The organism is Plantactinospora sp. ZYX-F-223 (genome assembly GCF_039649625.1).
In the GTDB taxonomy this organism is placed as follows: domain Bacteria; phylum Actinomycetota; class Actinomycetes; order Mycobacteriales; family Micromonosporaceae; genus Plantactinospora.
In genome coordinates, this window is sequence record NZ_JBDJAV010000050.1 from 44,911 (window position 1) to 66,708 (window position 21,798).

4 protein-coding genes are annotated in these 21,798 nt (G+C 72.9%); 2 read left to right on the top strand and 2 right to left on the bottom strand.

From position 1 onward, the window contains the following. The first annotated feature begins 22 nt into the window (after positions 1-22). A complete protein-coding gene (locus AAH979_RS35085) occupies positions 23-15,619 on the top strand; it encodes a type I polyketide synthase (RefSeq protein WP_346262430.1) in 15,597 nt (5,198 codons plus the stop codon). Positions 15,620-16,234: 615 nt separating this feature from the next. On the opposite strand, the gene AAH979_RS35090 is transcribed toward AAH979_RS35085, so the two are convergent. Both AAH979_RS35090 and AAH979_RS35095 read right to left on the bottom strand, forming a co-directional pair. Then, positions 16,235-17,440 (bottom strand): cytochrome P450, encoded by a 1,206-nt coding sequence (locus AAH979_RS35090; protein ID WP_346262431.1) that lies wholly within the window; start codon positions 17,438-17,440, stop codon positions 16,235-16,237. A gap of 127 nt (positions 17,441-17,567) precedes the next feature. Further along, positions 17,568-18,083, bottom strand: a complete 516-nt coding sequence (locus tag AAH979_RS35095; RefSeq protein ID WP_346262432.1) for a DUF1579 family protein — start codon at positions 18,081-18,083, stop codon at positions 17,568-17,570. A 525-nt stretch (positions 18,084-18,608) separates the two neighbouring features. On the opposite strand from AAH979_RS35095, the gene AAH979_RS35100 reads away from it, so the two are divergent. Continuing rightward, the coding region (locus AAH979_RS35100; protein WP_346262433.1) for a beta-ketoacyl synthase N-terminal-like domain-containing protein at positions 18,609-21,798 on the top strand (3,190 nt) is incomplete at its 3' end.

Below are 21,798 nucleotides of genomic sequence, written 5' to 3' on the forward strand. Positions count from 1 at the left end.
CCCGCGTGAAATGAGGAAGATCGTGAACACCGAAGACAAGCTCCGCGACTACCTCAAGCGCGTCACCGCCGACCTCAAGGCGACCCGGGAGCGCTTGCGCCAGGCGAGTAGCGGGGCACACGAGCCGGTCGCGATCGTCGCGATGAGCTGCCGCTACCCCGGCGGGGTGCGCTCGCCGGAGGATCTGTGGCGGCTGGTGGCGGACGGGGTCGACGCGGTCGGCGGGTTCCCGACCGACCGTGGATGGGACCTGGCCGCGTACGGGCTGGACAGTGACACGTCCGACGCGGTGTCGGCCTTCGAGGGCGGCTTCCTCTACGACGCCGCCGAGTTCGACGCAGAGTTCTTCGGCATCTCGCCGCGCGAGGCGAAGGGCATGGACCCGCAGCAGCGGCTGCTGCTGGAGACCGCCTGGGAGGCGGTCGAGCGGGCCGGGATCGACCCGACAGCACTGCACGGCAGCCGTACCGGCGTGTTTGTCGGCGGCACGTCGCAGGACCACGCCGTCCTGCTGATGAATGCCGGCCAGGAGGCCGGATACTCGATGACCGGCGGAGCGGGCTCCGTACTGTCTGGCCGGGTCGCCTACGCCCTCGGGCTGGAGGGGCCCACCGTCACGGTGGACACCGCGTGCTCGTCGTCGCTGGTGGCGCTGCACCTCGCGGCGCAGGCCCTGCGCAACGGCGAATGCTCGCTGGCCCTGGCCGGCGGGGTGACCGTGATGGCCACCCCGGGAGCGTTCGTCGAGTTCGTCCGGCAGGGTGGCCTGGCCGCGGACGGCCGGTGCAAGGCGTTCGCTGAGGCGGCCGACGGTACCGGGTGGTCCGAGGGCGTCGGCATGGTGCTGCTTGAGCGGCTGCCCGACGCCGAACGCAACGGACACCCGGTACTCGCGGTGATCCGCGGCTCGGCGGTCAACTCCGACGGCGCGTCGAACGGGCTCACCGCCCCCAACGGCCCGTCCCAGCAGCGGGTGATCCGGGAGGCGCTGGCCACCGCCCGGCTGTCGTCTGCCGAAATCGACGTGGTCGAGGCACACGGCACGGGTACCCGGCTCGGCGACCCGATCGAGGCGCAGGCCCTGCTGGACACGTACGGGTCGGAGCGGCCGGCGGACCGTCCGCTGTGGCTGGGCGCGTTGAAGTCCAACATCGGCCACACTCAGTCCGCCTCCGGCGTCGGCGGCGTGATCAAGATGGTGCTGGCGATGCGGTACGGCATGCTGCCGCGCACGTTGCACGTCGACGCGCCGACCTCCGGGGTGGAGTGGGCGTCGGGCGCGGTGCAGCTGCTCACCGAGGCACGGGAGTGGCCGTCGACCGGGGCGCCCCGACGGGCCGGCGTCTCCTCGTTCGGAGTGAGCGGAACCAACGTCCACCTGCTCCTGGAACAGCCCCCCGCTCCCGCTTCCGGACCCGACGCGGTGGCGGGCCTGGACAGTGACGCGCCGCCGTTGCCGGTACTGCCGTTCGCGGTGTCGGCCCATTCTCAGGGCGCACTGCGGGACCAGGCGGCGCGCCTGCTGGCCCACCTGACCGACCACCCGTACGACGCCGACCGGGACCTGGCGTACTCGCTCGCGACCTCGCGGGCACACCTGGAGCACCGCGCCGTACTGGTCGGCGCCAACCGGTCGGCCCTGGTCGAGGGGCTGACCGCGCTGTCGGAGGGACGGGGGGCGCCGGGTCTGGTACGGGGAACGGCCGGCACCGACGGCCGGGTCGTGTTCGTCTTCCCGGGGCAGGGCTCGCAGTGGGCGGGTATGGCCGCGCGACTGGTGGACTCGTCACCGGTATTCGCCCGACGCCTGTCGGAATGCGAGACCGCGCTCGCGCCGTTCGTAGACTGGTCGCTGACCGACGTCGTACGGGGGAAACCGGGCGCCGCCCCACTGGGCCTGGTCGACGTGGTACAGCCGGTGCTCTGGGCGGTGATGGTGTCGCTGGCCGAGCTGTGGCGCTCGTACGGCGTGGAGCCGTCAGCGGTGATCGGGCATTCGCAGGGCGAGATCGCGGCGGCGGTGGTGGCCGGCGCCCTGTCGCTGGAGGACGGCGCCCGGGTGGTGGCATTGCGCAGCCGGTTGCTGCGCCGGCTGTCCGGAGAGGGCGGCATGGTGTCGGTGGCGGCCTCCCGGCAGGAGGTGGACGAGCGGCTGTCCGGCTGGGGCGACCAGATGTCGGTGGCAGCGGTCAACGGCCCGGCGTCGGTGGTGGTCTCGGGCCGTCCGGAGGCGCTGGACGCCCTGATGGTCGACGGTGAGGCGGACGGCGTACGGATGCGCCGGATCGCGGTGGACTACGCCTCGCACTCGGTGCAGGTGGACACGATCCGCGACGACCTGCGGGACATGATCGGCCCGGTCACCCCGCGACGGGCGCGGGTACCGATCTACTCGACGGTGACCGCCCGGCCGCTGACCGGGACGGAACTCGACGGCGACTACTGGTTCGGCAACCTCCGGCAGACCGTCGAGATGGAGGCCGCGACCCGTCTCCTGCTGTCCCACAACCACAGCGTGTTCATCGAGGTCAGCCCGCATCCGGTGCTGACGCCCGCGGTACAGGAGACGATCGACGACTGCGGTGTGGCGGCGACAGCGTCGGGAACGTTGCGGCGAGGTGAGGACGGCCTGGAGCGGCTGCTCACGTCGGTGGCCGAGGCGTGGGCGAACGGAACCCGGGTGGACTGGCGGGCGGTGTTCGCCGGCACCGGCGCGACCACCGTGGCGCTGCCGACGTACGCCTTCCAGCGCCAGCGGTACTGGCTGGACCTGCCCGCTGGGGCCGCCACCGACACCGGGCCGACGACGGACCCGGTGGAGGCCCGGTTCTGGGACGGCGTGGAGCGCGAGGATCTGGAGGGCCTGGCGACCGAACTGGGGCTGGACGGCCCGGCCGCTCTGCGACCGGTGCTGCCGCTACTCGCGGCCTGGCGGCGGCGCCGCCGAGACCGCTCGACGGTCGACTCGTGGCGCTACCGGGTGACCTGGAAACCGGTCGCCACACCGGCCGCGACGACGCTGTCCGGCACCTGGCTGCTGGTGACCCCGGCCGACGCCGTACCGGACGGGCTGGCAGAGCGGTGCGGGACGGCCCTGGCCGGACGCGGGGCCGACGTGGTGACGGTCGAGACGCGGTCACCGGACCGTGCCGACGTCGCCGAGCGGCTGCGCGCCGCGCTGCCGGCCGACGGGCCGGCACCGGCCGGTGTCCTGTCGCTGGTGGCGCTCGACGGCGGGTGGTCGGCGTTCGACGGGGTGCCGAACGCCCTCGCGGCGACCCTGACGCTGCTCCAAGCCCTGGGCGACGCCGACATCGCCGCGCCGCTGTGGTGTCTGACCCGTGGCGCGGTCAGCATCGGACGGGCGGACCGGGCGGGTAGTCCGGAACAGGCCTCGGTCTGGGGCCTCGGTCGGGTGGCCGCGCTGGAGTATCCGCAGCGCTGGGGCGGTCTCGTCGACCTCCCCGAACGGCTGGACGCACACCTGCTGGACCGGATGGTGGCCATCCTCGTGGCCGGCGACGACGAGGACCAGTTGGCCGTGCGCGGCACGGCCGTCCTGGCCCGGCGGCTGGTCCGGGCGCCACTCGGGGACCGCAGGCCGGAGCGCACCTGGCAGCCCCGCGGAACGGTGCTGCTGACCGGCGGTACGGGCGTGCTCGGCGGGCACGTGGCGCGCTGGCTCGCGGCCAACGGCGCGGAGCACCTGATGCTGGCCAGCCGCCGGGGGCCGGCTGCCGACGGTGCCTCCGAGCTGATCGCGGAGCTGCGTGAGCTGGGCGCGACCGTGGACGCCGTCGAGTGTGACGTCACCGACCGGGAGCAAGTGTCGGCACTGTTCGCCGCGGTACCCGCCGACCGTCCGCTGACCGCCGTGGTACACGCCGCCGGTGTCGGTGCCTCGGTGGCGCTGGCCGACACGAGCCTCGTCGACCTGGCCAGCCAGGCTGCGGCGAAGGTGGCCGGGGCACGGCACCTGCACGAGCTCCTCGGCGACCGGGAGCTGGACGCCTTCGTGCTGTTCTCGTCCGGGGCGTCGGCGTGGGGCAGCGCGAGCGCGGGACCGTACGCCGCCGCGAACAGCTACCTGGACGGGTTGGCGCAGCACCGTACGGCCCGCGGCCTGCCGGCCACCTCGATCGCCTGGGGAAGCTGGACCAAGGGCGGCCTGTTCGACGACCGTGCCGAGGACATGCTGACCAAGCGCGGGCTGCGACAGATGCCGCCGCCGCTCGCCGTCACCGCGCTGGCCCAGGCGGTCGAGCACGGCGAGTCTCTGATTACCGTCGCGGACCTGGACTGGGCCCGGTTCGCGCCGTCCTTCACCCTCGCCCGCCGCAGCCGACTCATCGAGGACATCCCGGAGGTGGCGGACGCTTTGCGCGCCGACGACGCCGCGCCCGCCGTCGCCGGCTCCGCGTTGCGGGAGCGGCTCGCGGAGCTCCCCGCCGACCGGCGGTCCGCCGTGATCCTGGAAACCGTCCGGGCCGAGGCGGCAGCCGTGCTCGGGTACCCGTCGGCGGAGGCGGTCGGGGCGCAGAAGGCGTTCCGGGACCTCGGGTTCGACTCGGTCACCGCCGTCGAGCTGCGTACCCGGCTGTCGGCGGTGACCGGGCTGCGGCTGCCGGCCACGCTGGCATTCGACTACCCGACGGCGCAGGCAGTGGCGGCGTTCCTGCTGCCGGCCGTACTCGGTGGGGCCGACCCGACCGCCGACGCGCCGGCGGCGGTGGCGGCGGTCGGGGCCGACGAGCCCGTCGCGATCGTCGCGATGAGCTGCCGCTACCCCGGCGGGGTGCGCTCGCCGGAGGACCTGTGGCGGCTGGTCCACGACGGGACGGACGCGATCTCCGCCTTCCCCGCGGACCGCGGCTGGGACCTCGCCGACTTGTACGACCCGGACCCCGACCGGTCCGGAAAGTCCTATGTACGCGAGGGCGGATTCATCTACGACGCCGGGGACTTCGACCCGGGCTTCTTCGGCATCTCCCCGCGCGAGGCGAAGGGCATGGACCCGCAGCAGCGGCTCCTGCTGGAGAACTCGTGGGAGGTGTTTGAGCGGGCCGGGATCGACCCGGGCACGCTGCGCGGCAGCCGCACCGGCGTGTTCGTCGGGGGCGCGTCGCAGGACCACGCCGCGCTGCTGATGCTGGCCTCGGGGCAGGAGTCCGAGGGCATGGTGATGACCGGCAGCAGTGCCAGCGTCCTGTCCGGCCGGATCGCGTACACCTTCGGGCTGGAGGGACCCGCGGTGACGGTGGACACCGCCTGCTCGTCCTCCCTGGTGGCGATCCACCTCGCCGCGCAGGCACTGCGTACCGGCGAGACGGACCTGGCGCTGGCCGGGGGAGTGGCGCTGCTGGCGACCCCGGCGCCGTTCCTGGTCTTCTCCCGGCAACGCGGGCTGGCGGCCAACGGGCGGTGCAAGGCGTTCGCGGCGGCGGCCGACGGCATCGGTTGGGCCGAGGGGTCGGGGATCCTGCTGCTGGAGCGCCTGTCCGACGCCGAGCGCAACGGACACCCGGTACTCGCGGTGATCCGTGGTTCGGCGATGAACCAGGACGGCGCCTCGAACGGGCTTGCCGCACCGAACGGCCTGGCACAGCAGCGGGTGATCCGGCAGGCCCTCGCGAACGCGCGGCTCTCCGCGACGGACGTCGACCTGGTCGAGGCGCACGGCACCGGTACGACACTGGGCGACCCGATCGAGGCGCAGGCGCTGCTGGCCACGTACGGACAGGACCGGCCGGCCGGCCGGCCGCTGTGGCTGGGATCGGTCAAGTCCAACATCGGCCACTCAGCCGCCGCCTCGGGCGTGGCCGGCGTGATCAAGGCCGTGCAGGCGTTGCGGCACGGCGTACTGCCCCAGACGCTGCACGTGGACGCACCGACCCCGCAGGTCGACTGGTCGGCCGGCGCGGTCGCCCTGCTGACCGAGCGACAGGACTGGCCGGCGACCGACGGGCCCCGACGGGCCGGGGTCTCGTCGTTCGGGGTCAGCGGCACCAACGTCCACACGATCCTGGAGCAGGCACCGTCCGGCACCGGGCCGGACGACTCCGACGAGCGGCCCGGAACCGGAAGTGGGCTGGTCGGCGCGCACCTGGCCTGGCCGGTGTCCGGCCGGACCGAGGCGGCCCTGCGCGACCAGGCACGGCAACTGGACATCCACGTCCGGAACGGCACCGGCATGTCAGATCTCGACCTGGGCTTCTCCCTGGCGACGACCCGGGCCCCGATGGAACGGCGGGCGGTGATCGTGGCCGGCGACCGGGAGGGCCTGCTGGCCGGTCTGGCGGCGCTGGCCGACGGACGGGGCGACGCCGGCCTGGTACGCGGGGTGGCGGAGAGTCCGGCCCGACCGGTGTTCGTGTTCCCCGGCCAGGGCTCCCAGTGGGCCGGCATGGCGACCGAGCTGATGGAGACGTCGCCGGTGTTCGCGCGGCGCATGTCGGAGTGCGCCGCCGCGCTGGCGCCGTACGTCGACTGGTCGCTGGAGGACGTGGTGCGCGACGGGACGGGCGACCCGTCGTGGGAACGCGTCGACGTGGTGCAGCCGGTGCTGTGGGCCGTGATGGTGTCGCTAGCCGAGCTGTGGCGCTCGTACGGCGTCGAGCCGGCCGCCGTGGTCGGACACTCGCAGGGCGAGTTCGCGGCGGCGTGCGTCGCCGGCGCCCTGTCGCTGGCGGACGCCGCCTGCGCGGTCGCCGTACGCAGCCGGGCCCTGAGGGAGCTCGCCGGACTGGGTGGCATGGTGTCGGTGGCCGCACCCCGGGACAGGGTACTGCGGCTGTTCGCTGGGTGGGGCGACCGGCTGTCGCTGGCGGCCGTCAACGGCCCGGCGTCGGTGGTGGTCTCCGGGGACCCGGAGGCGCTGGACGCGCTGATGGCTGCGTGCGAAGCGGACGGGATGCGGACGCGGCGGATCGCGGTGGACTACGCTTCACACTCGGCGCAGGTGGAGACGATCCGGCAACGGCTCGCCACCGAACTCGCCATCATCGAGCCGCGGTCGTCGACGGTACCGTTCTACTCGACCGTCTCTGGCGGCCTGGTGGACACGGTGCAGCTCGACGGCGGGTACTGGTACCGGAACCTCCGCCAGACGGTGGAGTTCGAGAGCGCCGTGCGCGGGATGCTGGAGCTGGGGTACGACGCCTTCGTCGAGGTGAGCCCGCACCCCGTACTGACCGTCGGCGTGGCGGAGACCATCGACGCCGGCAGCCGCCCGGCGTCGGTGCTCGGTACGCTGCGTCGCTCCGAGGGCGGCATCGAACGGTTTCTGCTGTCGCTGTCGGAGGCGTACGCGCACGGCGTGACCGTCAACTGGCCGGCGGTGTACGCCGGATCCGGTGCACGTCGGGTGGCGCTGCCGACCTACTCGTTCCAGCGCGAGCGGTACTGGCTCGAAATGCCGGCGATGCTTGGTCCCGGTGCCACCTCGGCCGACGCCGACCCGGCGGACGCCGGGTTCTGGCAGGCGGTCGAACGTGCGGACGTCGAGGCGCTGGCGCGCACCCTGGAGGTGGGCGAGCAGCCGCTGCGCGAACTGCTGCCCGCGATGTCGGCCTGGCGGCGCCGCCGACGCGACACCTCCACGGTCGACTCGTGGCGGTACCGGGTGCGGTGGCGCCCGATACCGGCGTCGGTCACGCCGATGTCCGGTGTCTGGCTGGTGCTGGCGCCTGCCGGGGACCGGGCCGAGGTCGACGCGGTCCGGACGGCGCTGGCCTCGGCCGGGGCCCGGCCGGTCGTCGTCGCGGCGGCCGGAGCCGACCGCGCGGGCCTCGCCGACCGGCTGCGCGAGGTGCTCGACGCAGAGGCCCCGTCCGGCGTGCTGTCGCTGCTGTCACTGGACGAGGACGACCGGGCCGGCGTTCCCGCCGGTCTGTCCGCCACGGTCGTCGCGTTGCAGGCGTCCGAGGACGCGAACCTCACCGCGCCGTTCTGGGCGGTGACCCGGGGCGCCGTCGGCGTCGGTCGGTCCGACCGGGTGTCCTCGGCCGTCGGGTCCGCCGTCTGGGGCCTGGGCCGGGTGGCCGCGCTCGAGTTCGCACAGCGCTGGGGCGGCCTGGTCGACCTACCCGGTGGGACGTTGACGCCACGGGCCCTGGCACGGCTCAGCGGCGTGCTCACGGCGGGCGACGAGGATCAGGTGGCCATCCGCGACAGCGGCGTACTGGGTCGGCGGCTGGTACGCGCGCCGCTCGGTGACAAGCCGCCGGTACGGGCGTGGCGGCCCCGTGGCACGGTCCTGGTGACCGGCGGGACCGGAACGCTGGGGGCGCACGTCGCGCGCTGGCTCGCCGGTGCCGGGGCCGAGCACCTGCTGCTGACGAGCCGGCGCGGGCGGGACGCGGCGGGCGCCGCCGAGCTGGCCGAGGAACTGACCGCCCTGGGTGCCGCAGTGACGATCGAAGCGTGTGACATGGCTGACCGGGACGCCGTGGCGGCGCTTCTGGCCGACGTGCCGGCCGGGTACCCGTTGACAGCCGTGGTCCACGCCGCAGGCGTCAGTGGCTCGTCGATGCTGCTCGACGCCACGATGGACGAGTTCGCCGACGTCATGGAGGCGAAGGTGGCCGGCGCCCGGCATCTCGACGAACTGCTCGGCGACCGGGAGCTGGACGCCTTCGTACTCTTCTCGTCCGGCGCCTCGTCCTGGGGCAGTGCCGGCACCGCCGCGTACTCGGCGGCCAACAGCTACCTGGACGGGCTGGCGCAGGCTCGCGCGTCCCGGGGCCTGACCGCTGTCTCGATCGGCTGGGGAAGCTGGACCCGGGGTGGCATGGTCGACGACCGCGCCGAGGACATGCTGAACCGCCGCGGCGTGCGCCAGATGGCGCCCGAGCTGGCCGTGGGCGCGTTGCACCAGGCCGTCGAGCACGGCGAGACGCTGGTGATCGTCGCCGACATCGACTGGGACCGGTTCGTTCCGACCTTCACCATCGCCCGTCGCAGTCCGTTGTTGCAGGACATCGACGAGGTGGCCCGGGCGGTCGCCGAAGCGTCCGCGCCGGTTCCCGACGAGGCGGGTACCGCCCTACGGGAACGGCTGGCCGAGCTGGACCCGACACGGCACGCCGCCGCCGTGCTCGACCTGGTGCGGGGCGAGGCCGCCGCGGTGCTGGGCTTCCGGTCGGCGGAGGCGGTGGAGCCCCACCGGGCGTTCCGGGACCTGGGGTTCGATTCGCTGACTGCGGTCGAGCTGCGCAACCGCCTGTCGGCGGTCACCGGGCTGCGGCTGCCGGCCACGCTGGTCTTCGATCACCCGACGGTGTCGGCCGTGGTGGACCACCTGCGGGCCGAGATCGGGAACGGCGCCGCAGGGGTGGAAGTGGACGCCGTACCGCCCGCCGTGGTCATCGACGACGACCCGGTCGCGATCGTCGCGATGAGTTGCCGGACGTCTGGCGGGGTACGAGACCCGGAGGGCCTGTGGCGGTTGGTCAGCGAGGGCGTGGACGCGGTTTCGGGGATGCCGACCGACCGGAGTTGGGACCTCGCGGCGCTGTACGACCCGGACGGCGACCGGCCGGGAAGTTCGTACGTGCGGGAGGGCGCCTTCCTCTACGACGTAGCGGACTTCGACGCCGGATTCTTCGGCATCTCGCCCCGTGAGGCGAAGGGCATGGACCCGCAACAGCGGCTGCTGCTGGAAGTTTCGTGGGAGGCGCTGGAACGGGCACAGATCCGCCCCGACCGGTTGCGCGGCAGTCGTACCGGCGTGTTCGTCGGCGGGGCCACGTCCGACTACGCCGCGCTGCTGTTGGGCCAGGGCGCGGCGGCCGAGGGGTACGTGGTGACCGGCGGTGGGGCGAGCGTGCTTTCCGGCCGGGTCGCCTACACCTTCGGGCTGGAGGGGCCGGCGGTCACGGTGGACACCGCGTGCTCGTCGTCGCTGGTGGCGATCCACCTCGCCGCGCAGGCGCTGCGTGCCGGCGAGGCCACGCTGGCGCTGGCCGGCGGGGTCGCCGTGATGGCCACACCCGGGGTGTTCGTCGAGTTCAGCCGGCAGCGGGGGCTTGCCGCAGACGGCCGCTGCAAGGCGTTCGCTGCCGCCGCCGACGGAACGGCCTGGGGTGAGGGTGTCGGGATGCTCCTGCTGGCGCGCCTGTCCGACGCCGAGCGCAACGGCTACCCGGTACTGGCGCTGCTGCGTGGCTCGGCGATCAACCAGGACGGGGCGTCGAACGGGCTGACCGCGCCGAACGGCCCGGCGCAGCAGCGCGTGATCCGTCAGGCGCTGGCGAGTGCCGGGCTGACCGCCGCCGACGTCGACGCGGTCGAGGCACACGGCACCGGCACCACCCTGGGCGACCCGATCGAGGCGCAGGCGCTGCTCGCCACGTACGGGCAGGACCGACCGGCGGGCAACCCGCTCTGGCTGGCCTCGATCAAGTCGAACATCGGACACACCCAGTCGGCGTCGGGGGTCATCGGCCTGATCAAGATGGTGATGGCGATGCGGCACGGCGTGCTGCCCAGGACCCTGCACGTGGACGCGCCGACGCCGCAGGTGGACTGGTCGGCCGGTGCGGTCGAACTGCTGACCGAGGCGCGCGACTGGCCGGACACCGAGCGGCGGCGCTTCGGTGTCTCCTCGTTCGGCGTGAGCGGGACGAACGCCCACGTCATTGTCGAGCAGGCACCGGCGCCGGCGGTCGGCGCCGCCCGGGTGGTGCCGACGGACCTGCCCGAACCGTCGGACGTGGCCGAGTTGCCGGACGTGGCCGAGTTGCCGGACGTGACGGACCAGGCGGACCCGTGGGTCGTGCCCGAGCTGCCGGTCCTGCCGTTCCCGGTGACCGGCCGGACCGAGGCCGCGCTGGCCGGGCAGGCACGCCGCCTGCACGAACACGTCGCCGACCGACCCGAGCTGGGTCGGCTCGACCTGGCCTACTCGCTCGCGACCACCCGGCTCGGGATGGAACACCGCGCCGTCGTCGTGGCCGGTACCCGGGACGCCCTACTCGCGGGGCTGGACGCGCTGGCTGACGGACAGGACGTGCCCGGGCTGGTACGCGGGTTCGTCGCCGACGGCGCGACCGCGATGCTGTTCGCCGGTCAGGGGAGCCAACGACCCGGCATGGGTCGGGCACTGTACGACAGCTTTCCGACGTTCGCGGACGCGTTCGACGAGGTGTGCGCACACCTCGACGCCCAGCTCGACGTCCCGTTGCGCGACGTGGTGTTCGCGGCCGAGGGCACCGACGCGGCGAATCTGCTGGCCGACACCGGGTACGCGCAGCCGGCGCTGTTCGCCGTGGAGCTGGCACTCTTCCGGCTGCTGACGCACTGGGGCGTGCGCCCCCGGTACCTGGCCGGGCACTCGGTCGGCGAACTGGCCGCCGCCCACGTCGCCGGGGTGCTCTCACTCGCCGACGCGTGCACCCTGGTGGCGGCGCGGGGCCGGCTGATGGCGGAACTGCCCCACGGCGGCGCCATGATCGCGGTCCGCGCGAGCGAGGCCGAGGTCGTACCGCTGCTGGCCGGGCGGTCCGACTCGGTCGGCATCGCCGCCGTGAACGCGCCCGGCGCGGTGGTTCTCTCCGGCGACGAGGAGGCGGTCGGTGAGATCGCCGCCACACTCGCCGCCCAGGGCCGCCAGACCAAGCGGCTGCCCGTCCGCCACGCGTTCCACTCACCCCGGATGCGCCCGGTGCTCGCTGAGTTCCAGCGAATCGCCGAGGGGGTCGCGTACCACCCGCCGACGATCCCGATCGTGTCCACCGTGACCGGCCGGCTGGCCACCGAAGCCGAGCTGTGCTCGCCCGGGTACTGGGTGCGGCACATCGCCGCCCCGGTGCGGTTCGCCGACGCGGTGCTGGTCCTGCACGAGCAGGGGGTGACGACGTTCCTGGAGATAGGCCCGGACGGCACGCTCAGTGGCCTCGGGGCGGAGTGCCTGCCGGAGTCGGCCGAGCCGGCGGCGTTCCTACCGTCGATGAGCAGCCACCGCGACAGCCGTGTGGAACTCGTGCACGCGCTGGCCCGGCTGCACAGCCGTGGTGTGGCGGTCGACTGGGACGCGTTCTTCGCCGGCCGTGACGTGGCCACCGTCGACCTGCCGACGTACGCGTTCCAACGGCGCCGCTACTGGCTGGATTACCAGCCGGGCGTGGTCGGCGACGTGGCGTCGGCGGGACTGGTGGCGGCGGCGCACCCCCTGCTCGGGGCCGCCGTCGAAGTTCCGGACTCGGGCGGCTTCCTGCTCACCGGCCGTCTGTCGCTGGGCTCGCACGACTGGCTCGGTGACCACGCGCTGGCCGGCATCGTGATCTTCCCCGGCACCGGGTTCATGGAGCTGGCCGTCCGGGCCGGTGACCAGGCCGGTTGCGGTCTGGTCGAGGAACTCGTCCTGGCCGCCCCGCTGGTACTGCCCGACAGCGGCGCGGTGCGGCTGCACGTCGTCGTCGGAGGCCCGGATGCGGACGGCCGCCGACCGTTCAATGTGTTCTCCCGGCACGAGGATGCCCCGGGCTCGGCCGACTGGTCGCGACACGCGACCGGCACCCTCGCCCCGGCCGGCCCACCCCCTCCGCACGCTGTCGCCGCCGTCTGGCCGCCGGCCGACAGCGAGCCACTGCCGGTCGACGGGTTCTACGACGGCCGCGACGCCGACGGCGGGTTCACGTACGGCCCGGCGTTCCAGGGGCTGCGGGCGGCCTGGCGGCGCGGTGACGAGGTACTCGCCGAGGTGGCACTGCCCGAGTCGCAGACCGCCACCGCCGACCGGTTCGGCATCCATCCCGCGCTGCTGGACGCCGCCCTGCACCCCGTGCTGTTAGGGGTCGGCGGCGACCGGGACCAGAGCGTCGCCGGTCTCCCGTTCGCCTGGCGCGGGGTGGCCCTGCACGCGACCGGCGCGTCGACGGTACGGGTCAGCATGCGTCCGGCCGGTCCGGACGCCATCACCCTGACGGTCACCGACACCACCGGCCAGCCGGTCGTCACCATCGACTCGCTGACCTTCCGCGCCGCGCCGACGCAGCCGGTCGGCGCCCGGCCGGACGACTCGCTGTTCGAACTGACCTGGTCCGAGATCACCGCGGTGGAGGTGCCGAACCCACGGGCGCTGGAGTGGGCGATGGTGATGGGCGACGACGTCGCGATGATCGGGGGTCTGGACTCGATCGGACCGGGGCTGCACACGCACTCCAGCCTCGAACGCCTCAGCACGGCCCTCGCGCACGGCGCGGCGGTACCCGACATCGTCGTGGTGTCGCTGCTGCCCGTCGCCGGCCCGTCCACCGGGAATCATGTCGATCGTGCGCACCAACTCACCCGTCACGTCCTCGACCTGGTGCGGCACTGGAGCGCCGACGAGCGGCTGGCAGGGGCCAGGCTGGTACTCGTGACGGCCGGCGCGGTCGCCACGGCGGCCGGTGCGGACGTGCCCGGCCTACCCGCCGCGGCGGCCAGCGGCCTGGTGCGATCGGCGCAGAGCGAGGATCCCGGCCGGTTCCTGCTCGTGGACACCGACGACGACCCCCGGTCCGGTGCGGCGTTCGCCGCCGCAGTCCTCGCCGCGCTGGCCCTGGACGAGCCGCAGGTGGCGCTGCGTGGCGGTACGGCGTTGGTGCCACGGCTGGAGCGGGTGTCGACAGCGGGAGAGCACACCTCCCTGCCGTGGACGGATCTGTCCGGCACCGTGCTGGTTACCGGCGCCAGCGGCATGCTCGGCGGCCTGGTGGCCCGGCACCTGGTGGTGGCGCACGGGGTGCCGTCGCTGGTCCTGGCGTCCCGGCGTGGGCTGGACGCGCCCGAACTCGCGGCGCTGGCGGCCGAGCTGACCGACCTGGGCGCGGCGGTGTCCGTACTCGCGTGCGACGTGGCCGATCGCGCGTCGGCACGGGCACTGGTCGCGGCCGTACCCGAGCGGTGGCCTCTGCGCGGCGTCGTGCACTGCGCGGGCACGATCGACGACGGGGTGACCGGCACGTTGACGGCCGCCCGGATCGACGGGGTGATGCGGCCGAAGGTGGACGCGGCCTGGCACCTGCACGAGGCGACCGAGAGCCTGGACCTGCGCGCGTTCGTCCTGTTCTCGTCGGCGGCGGGCGTGCTGGGTCCCGCCGGCCAGGGCAACTACGCGGCGGCGAACTCGTTCCTCGACGCGTTGGCACACCACCGGCGCAGCCGGGGCCTGCCCGCCACGTCGTTGGCGTGGGGGCCGTGGGTGGCGACCGGCGGTATGACCGGTGGACTCGACGCCGTCGGACGGGGCCGGATGGCACGCGGCGGGGCGAGCGCCCTGTCCGCCGCCGAGGGGTTGACCCTCTTCGACACCGCCACCGCCACCGACCGGCCGGTGTTGCTGCCGATGCGGTGGACCCTCGGTGATTCCTCGTCGCTGCCCGACCAGCAGGTACCGGCTCTGCTGCGGGCGCTGGTCCGGCCTGTCCGGCGGGCCGCCCGCTCGGCCGCCGCGACGGAGTCGGTGGACCGCCTCTCCCACCTGGCCACGCTCGGCGCCGACGAGCGGGACCGCGCCGTGCTGGCACTGGTCCGCGGCGAGGCCGCCGTGGTCCTCGGCCACACCGACGCCGACGACGTGGAGGGGCGACACGCGTTCAGTGAGCTCGGCTTCGACTCGCTCACCTCGGTGGAGCTGAGGAACCGGCTCAACGCCGCGACCGGACTCCACCTCGCCGCGACAGTGGTCTTCGACCATCCCACCGTACGGTCCCTCGCGGCGGAGATAGCCGGCCGGCTCGTGGCCCAACCCGGCGGTACCGCTCCGGCGTCGGGGGCCGGGCGGCTGGCTGCCCCTACCGGCCCGACCGCGTCCACGGCCATCGCGGATCTGTTCCGGCACGCGCACTCGACCGGCCGGTTCGCACAGGGCTGGGAGTTGCTGCGCACCGCCGCCGCGCTGCGGGACCAATTCGGCACGTTGCCCGAACTCGACTCCCGGCCGGATCCGGTCAGGTTGAGCCGGGGTGGGGACGGGCCGGTGCTGATCTGTATCCCATCCCTGTCGGCTATGTCTGGTGTGCACGAGTACGCGCGGTTCGCGGCGGCTTTCCAGGGCGTGCGTGACGTCTGGGTGATCCCCTCACCCGGGTTCGTGGCCGGCGAGAAGCTCGCGGCGAGCGTGGCGGCCCTGGCGGAGTTCCACGCTGACGCGATCCGGCGGTGTGCCGCCGACGCGGAGGTGGTACTCGCCGGACGCTCCTCCGGAGGTCTGGTCGCGCAGTCGGTCGCCGGCCATTTGGAGGCGGTGGGAGCGGGACCGCGCGGGGTCGTACTGCTCGACTCCTTCCTGTCCGGCACCGAGGAGGTCGGTCGGCTGATGGCCGCGCTGGCCGACGCGACGTTCGAACTCGTCGAGTTCAACCGGGTCACCGATGTCCGGCTCACCGCGATGGCGGGGTACCTGAGCCTCTTCGGCGCGTGGGCGCCGCAGGACACCACGGCGGAGACGCTGCTCGTACGGGCGTCCGCGCCGTTGACCGCGGCCGGCATGGACGCGCCACCGGAGGGGCCCTGGCAGCCGACCTGGCCCCTGCGGCACCAGGCGCTGGACGTCGTCGGCGACCACTGGTCCATGATGGAGGAGCACGGCGACGCGACGGCGGGAGCGGTCGACAAGTGGATCAGGTCGCTGGGCTGAGAGCGGGTGCCTGAGCCGGTGGCCGGGGCAGAGCCGAACAGCTCTGCCCCGGCAGCCGGTGTTTCCTGCCTTCCGCCCGGCGTCTCCTGGCCTCCGCGCTGGCGTTTCCTGGCCCGGCGGCCGACCCGGCACCGGCCGGTGACCGTACGCACCGTCAACTGATCAGTCCGGGACGCCGAAATGCCGTGCCCGGGCTCGCCCACCTGGCGAGCCCGGGCACGGCCGGTACTGCTGTTCGAGACGAAGGAACCGCTACCAGTGAATCTTTTTCAACCTCCCCTTGCGGTGCGGTGGACCGCAAGGTCAGACGCGGTGCGCGAGCGCCGCGTGGTTCAGGTTGAAAAAGGTTCAGTGGGTGACGGTGCCGGTCGGGGCGCCTTCGGTCGGCGCGACGACTGCACCCGTCCTCGCATTCCGTACCAGGATCGCTGAGGTGGGGCAGAAGTCGGCGGCGCGATGGACCCTCGGGTCCGTTCCGATCAGCTCCGACGTGGGCGAGGAGACACCGTCGTCGAGCCGGAACCGATCCGCCGCCTCGTACACGCACACCCCCGAGCCGCGGCAGCTGTCCCGGTCAACCGAGACGTGCCATTCGGGCTCCTTCATCGCGGCGCCTCACCACGCGACGGGCAGGCTCTTCGGGCACCGGGTCAGGCCGCCGGACCGCCAGGCGACGTCCTGCGCGGGGACGGCCAGCCGCAGCCCCGGGAAGCGTCGCAGCAGGGTCTCGAAGGTGACCTGGAGCTCGATCCGCGCGAGTTGCGCGCCCACGCAGTGGTGCATGCCGAATCCGAACGCCAGATGGGGGTTGGGCTCGCGGGTGAAGTCGAGGTCCTGCGGGCGGTCGAAGACGCGGGGGTCGCGGTTGGCGGCGGCGACCTCCAGGAGTACGCCTTCGCCGGCGCGTATCAGCACGCCGCCCAGTTCGAGATCCTCCTTGGCGATGTGCGGGAACCCCACCGAGGCACCCAGCGGCGTGTACCGCTGGAGTTCCTCCAGGGCGCGGGGCAGGATCTCCGGACGGGTCCGGAGCCGATCGACCAGCTCTGGCCGGCTCAGCAGGGTGTACGCGAAGTTGGCGATCTGGCTGAACGTGGAGCCCATGCCGCCGATCAGCAGAGTCGCGATGATATTGATCAGCTCAGGTTCGGACAGCCGGTCGTTGTCGTCGTGCGCCCGTACCAACGCGCTCACCAGGTCGTCCGTCGGCTGCTCGCGGCGGGAACCGATCATGCCGATGATCGACATCATGAGCGACTGCATCGCCGCGCCGACCTCCTCCGGCGGCACCGCGTCGATGCTGAGGATGGCGTCGCGCCAGACCCGGAACTGGTCGTTGCGATCCTCCGGCGGGATGCCGAGCAGCTCACACGTCACCGTCATCGGCAGGTCCTCGGCGACGGTGCGGACCAGGTCGGCAGGCTGCCCCTCCTTGATCATCCGGTCCAGCAGTTCGTCCACGGTGTCCTGCACGTACGGACGGACCCGTTCGATGTGACGCGCGGTGAACGCCGTGGCTACCAGCCGTCGAATTCGGGTGTGGTCGGGGGGATCCATGATGCCGAGCATCGCGTCCTCGATGCGGATCGGCATGGTCCGCGGAAAGTCCGCGCCGATGACAGCCTGGCGACTGAACCGAGGGTCGGTGAGCACGCTCTTGACCTCGTGGTAACCGGTCGCCAGCCAGGCGTCACCGCCGTAGGGCATGTGTACCCGGCTCACCGGCTCGTGCTCGGTGAGGTGGGCGTAGATGGGGTCGAGGTCGAGGGCGGTCGGCGTGCTGAAGGGGTAGTCCCTCACCTGCTGCTCGGTGCTGTTCACTGCGGTACTCCTAGGGACGGTGGGCGACATGCGGCCCCGGTTGGGCATCGAGGTCCTGGTCGGGAGGGTGAGCCGCCCGCCGGCCGGCTGCCGGTGGGAGCATCGACGACTCGGGCGCGCCGACGATTCAGACGCGGCGGCACTCGATGACGTCGGCGTGCACCCATTCGCCCTCCAGGTGGACGTACCCCCGCTTCGTGAAGTGGTTCTCGTCGACCACCTCGAATTCCTCCCGGCAGAGGTGTGGCTTTCCGAGTGCGCTGTACTGCCCGGTGAACTTGAGTTTTCCGTCCTCTTCCCATCCGGGGGACGTGGTGTATCCCTGGTTGCCCCAGTCGTCGTAGTAGTAGGCGGCGAACTTGCCCAGCACCTGGTTCCACCCGAACACCCAGTGGGCGTTCAGCCGAGGTGGGCCCTCCATGTGCTGCACCTGCCGGACATAGTGACCGTCAAGAAGGTGCTCGGCACTCCACACGACCGTGCCGGTCCTGGGCGGGGTGTCCATCACGATGGTCCATTCGCATTGGAACGTACCCAGCAGGAAATCCAGGCCGCGCATTTGTTCAGCTACCGGTGGCTCGACTAGTACCAGCTCCGTCGGCGCGGCGGCCGGGTCTGTCGTGGTGGACTCGACACTGCTCATGAACATGGACTCCTGCGGCTCGAGATTGGAATACGTCGGGCGTTGACATGGAAAGCTTCGCCTGGCGAGGCTATGGCGCCGTCGGCGGCGGGGCAAGATTGTGGCGTAGATGTAAGGGTCAAAGTCGTTCCGGCCGTATGTTGTTAGGGGCTATAGGGGTCTCTAGGGGTGGCGGACGGGAAGCCGAGGTATTCCGATCCCGGTTGGCGCGGATGGCCGACGACGACGCGGGGCGGCGCCGGGCGGCGCGCTATTGCCGGCCGGATCAGGGGTCCGCTAGGGGTTGGGTGCTGCTCCGGATGCCTCCATGCTTGGGCGCAATGTTCGGGTCGGGCATTGTGTTTCGGCGGGCGCCGTCCATGGCGTTCGGCGTGCGGCAACTGTCGGCGCCACCTCGGCGGTCCCTACGAGTGCCTGGCCCGCAGATGTCAACTCCCGGCCATCTCGACGGTCACCGCCTGGCACGTCTCGCGGGGCGTACGGCGATGTCGGGTTGTCCGTTCATGAAGAGAGCGGTGACGAGATATGACGACAGGGACAGGGTCGGTATCCGCCACCTCACCCGGGCTCCGGGGCGCCGCTGCGGTGGTCGGGTCGGTACGGCGGCTGGTCGCCGCCGTACCGCCCGCCGATGCGGCGGGCGAGGCGACCTGCGGCTGCCCGGTCGCCTTCGATCCAGGCTTCCTCGGCACCGACGCCGCCGACCGGGTGACGACCGATCCACGTGGTCAGGTGGGCCTGGAGGTGTGTTGGGCGGCCCTGGAGCAGGCCGGGGTTGTTCCGTCCGCACCCGGTCACGAACGGATCGGGCTCTTTGTCCTGACCGGGCCGATGGACGGCGACAACGGACCGGCCGGGCACGATCCCGTTCCGGCCGACGTCGACCTGTCCTGGTCGCTGGCCGAGGAGATGGCCGGCGTACTGGGCCTCGGCGGCCCGACCGCCACACTCGACGTCCGGACGTACCCGTTTCTTGCGGCTATGCACGCCGCACTCGCCGCCCTGGACGCGGGTGCGGCCGATGTCGCCCTGGTCTGCGGCGTCGACTTCGCCGACGCCTGCGCCGCGCACCGATCGACCGGTCCGGAGCGCGGCGCCGAGGCCGCCGTGGTCGTACTCAAGCCGCTCGCCCACGCGGTCGCCAACCACGATGTGATCGACGGTGTGCTGCGCGCGGCCACGTCGACCACGTACGCGGCGGACCCCGACCCGGCTCGCGCGAGCGCCGCCAGTGGCGCGAACGAGGCGGTCGACGCCCTTCGGTCCCTCCGCGCCGGCTCGGACATCGAAATGGCCACCGGCCCGTTCGCGATCGCCCTGTCACCGTGGACCGCGCCGGTCCCGCCGTACGCCGCATCGACGGTGGACCCGCCGGCGACGATCTGGGCGGTCTCCGGGCGCGACGAGGGCGTCCTGCGCGCACAGGCGGCGCGGCTGCGCGACCACCTGATGGAGAATCCGGCCGTGTCCCCGCGCGACGTGGGGTACACGCTGGCGGTTGGCCGTGCCCGGTTCGCCCGGCGCGGCGCCGTCGTCGGCCACGACCACGCCACCCTGCTCGCCGGTCTCTCGGCACTGGCCTCCGGGGAGGACGCTGCTGGCGTGTCACGTGGCGACGCGCCAGATCGGGTTCCGGCCGCCCTCGTGTTCCCGGGCATCGGGTCGCACTGGCCGGGCATGGCCACGGAGCTTCTCGACGCGGTGCCCGTGTTCCGCGCACAGATCGACGAGTGCGCCGCAGCACTGGCGCCGCTGGTCGACTGGTCCCTCCCGGACGTGCTCCGCGGCTCGCCCGGCGCACCGCCGATCGGCCAGGTGGGCGTGCTCCAGCCGGTGTGGTTCGCCGTCACGCTGGCCCTGGCCGAGCTGTGGCGCAGCTTCGGCTTCACACCGGATGCCGTCGTGGGGCACAGCATCGGTGAGATCTCGGCCGCCTGTTTCACCGGCGCGCTGTCGCTGGACGACGGCGCCCGGGTCGCCACCGCCATCGGGCACACGCTGATGGAGGTCGCCGGTCGTGGGGACATGGCGGCCCTCCGGATCGCGCCGGACCGGGTGGCCCCGCTGCTGCGGCCCTGGGGTGAACGGCTCACGGTCGCCGGCGTGAACGGCCCCGGCAGCGTCGTCATCTCCGGCGACACGGAGGCGCTCGATGCCGTGCTCGCCCAGGCGGAGGCGATGTCCGTCCAAGCCCGCCGGCTGTCGCTCGGGTACGCCGCGCACTCCGGGCACATCGACGCGATCGAAGAGCGCCTGGTGGAACTCCTGGCGCCGATCCGGCCACGCACCTCGCACACGCCGTTCTACTCGTGCGCCGTCGGCGGTCCGATCGACACCGGCGAACTCGACGCCCGGTACTGGGCGCGGAACCTGCGCGACCCGTTCGAGTTCGAGACGACCACGCGCGCCGTCGTCGCCGCAGGCTTCCGGATGCTCGTCGAGGTCAGCCCACATCCAGTCGTTGCCCCCGACGTCGAGGAAACCTGCGACACGGCCGGCGTCAGCACGCTCGTACTAGGGACGCTGCGCAGGTCGGATCCTGGTTTCGGACGGTTCCTGAGCTCCCTGGCCGAGGCGTACACGCACGGTGCCGACGTCGACCTGCGAGCCCCGTTCGCCGACACCGCCGCCCGCAGGGTCCGGCTGCCCGGCTACCCGTTCCGTAGCCAGGCGGAGCCACCGGCGGCCAACGGACCGGTACCGGCCGACGGACGCCCCGTCGCAGCGGCCGACGCCGGGCAGGCGTTGCGTGCCCGGCTGGCACCGCTGTCCACCGGAGAGCGTCGCCGCGAGTTGGTGGAACTCGTTCGTGCGGGCGTCGCCGCCCTGCTCGGCCAGGGGACGGACGGGGTACCGTCACCGGGCACCACGTTCGGATCGGCGGGTATCGACTCCCTGATGGCCGTGGACCTGCGTAACCGGCTCGGCGGCGCGACCGGGCTGCGGCTGCCGACCACGCTGGTGTTCGACTACCCGACGCCGCGAGCGGTGGCCGAGTATCTCGACGGTGTCCTTACCGGTACCGGCCCTGCGGCGGCCACCGTGCCCGAGGTCAGGGTCGACGACGACGAGCCGATCGCGATCATCGGAATGAGTTGCCGGCTGCCCGGCGGGATCAGCTCCCCGGAACAGCTCTGGGATCTGGTGATCAACGAGGGTTGCGCCATCTCCGACCCGCCGCGCAACCGTGGCTGGGACCTCGACGCGCTGTACTCGCCCGAACCCGGCACCCCCGGGCGGACCTACACCTGGCGCGGCGGCTTCGTGCACGACGCGGACGAGTTCGACCCGGCACCCTTCGGCATCAGCCCGCGCGAGGCGCTCGCGATGGACCCGCAGCAGCGGCTGCTGTTGGAGACGTCCTGGGAGGCGTTCGAGCGCGCCGGGATCGATCCACTCTCGTTGCGTGGGACGCGTACCGGTGTGTTCGCCGGTCTCGCCTCCCAGGACTACGCCCCCCGTCTGCACGACGCGTCGCGTGAGCTGAGCGGACACCTGCTGACCGGCAACCTGACGAGCGTGGCCTCCGGCCGGATCGCGTACACGTTCGGCCTGGAGGGTCCGGCGGTGACGATCGACACGGCCTGCTCGTCCTCGCTGGTCGCCCTGCACCTGGCGGTCCAGTCGCTCCGGCGGGGGGAATCCACCCTGGGCATCGCCGCCGGCGCAATGATCATGTCGGGACCCGGCCTGTTCGTGTCGTTCGCCGAACAGC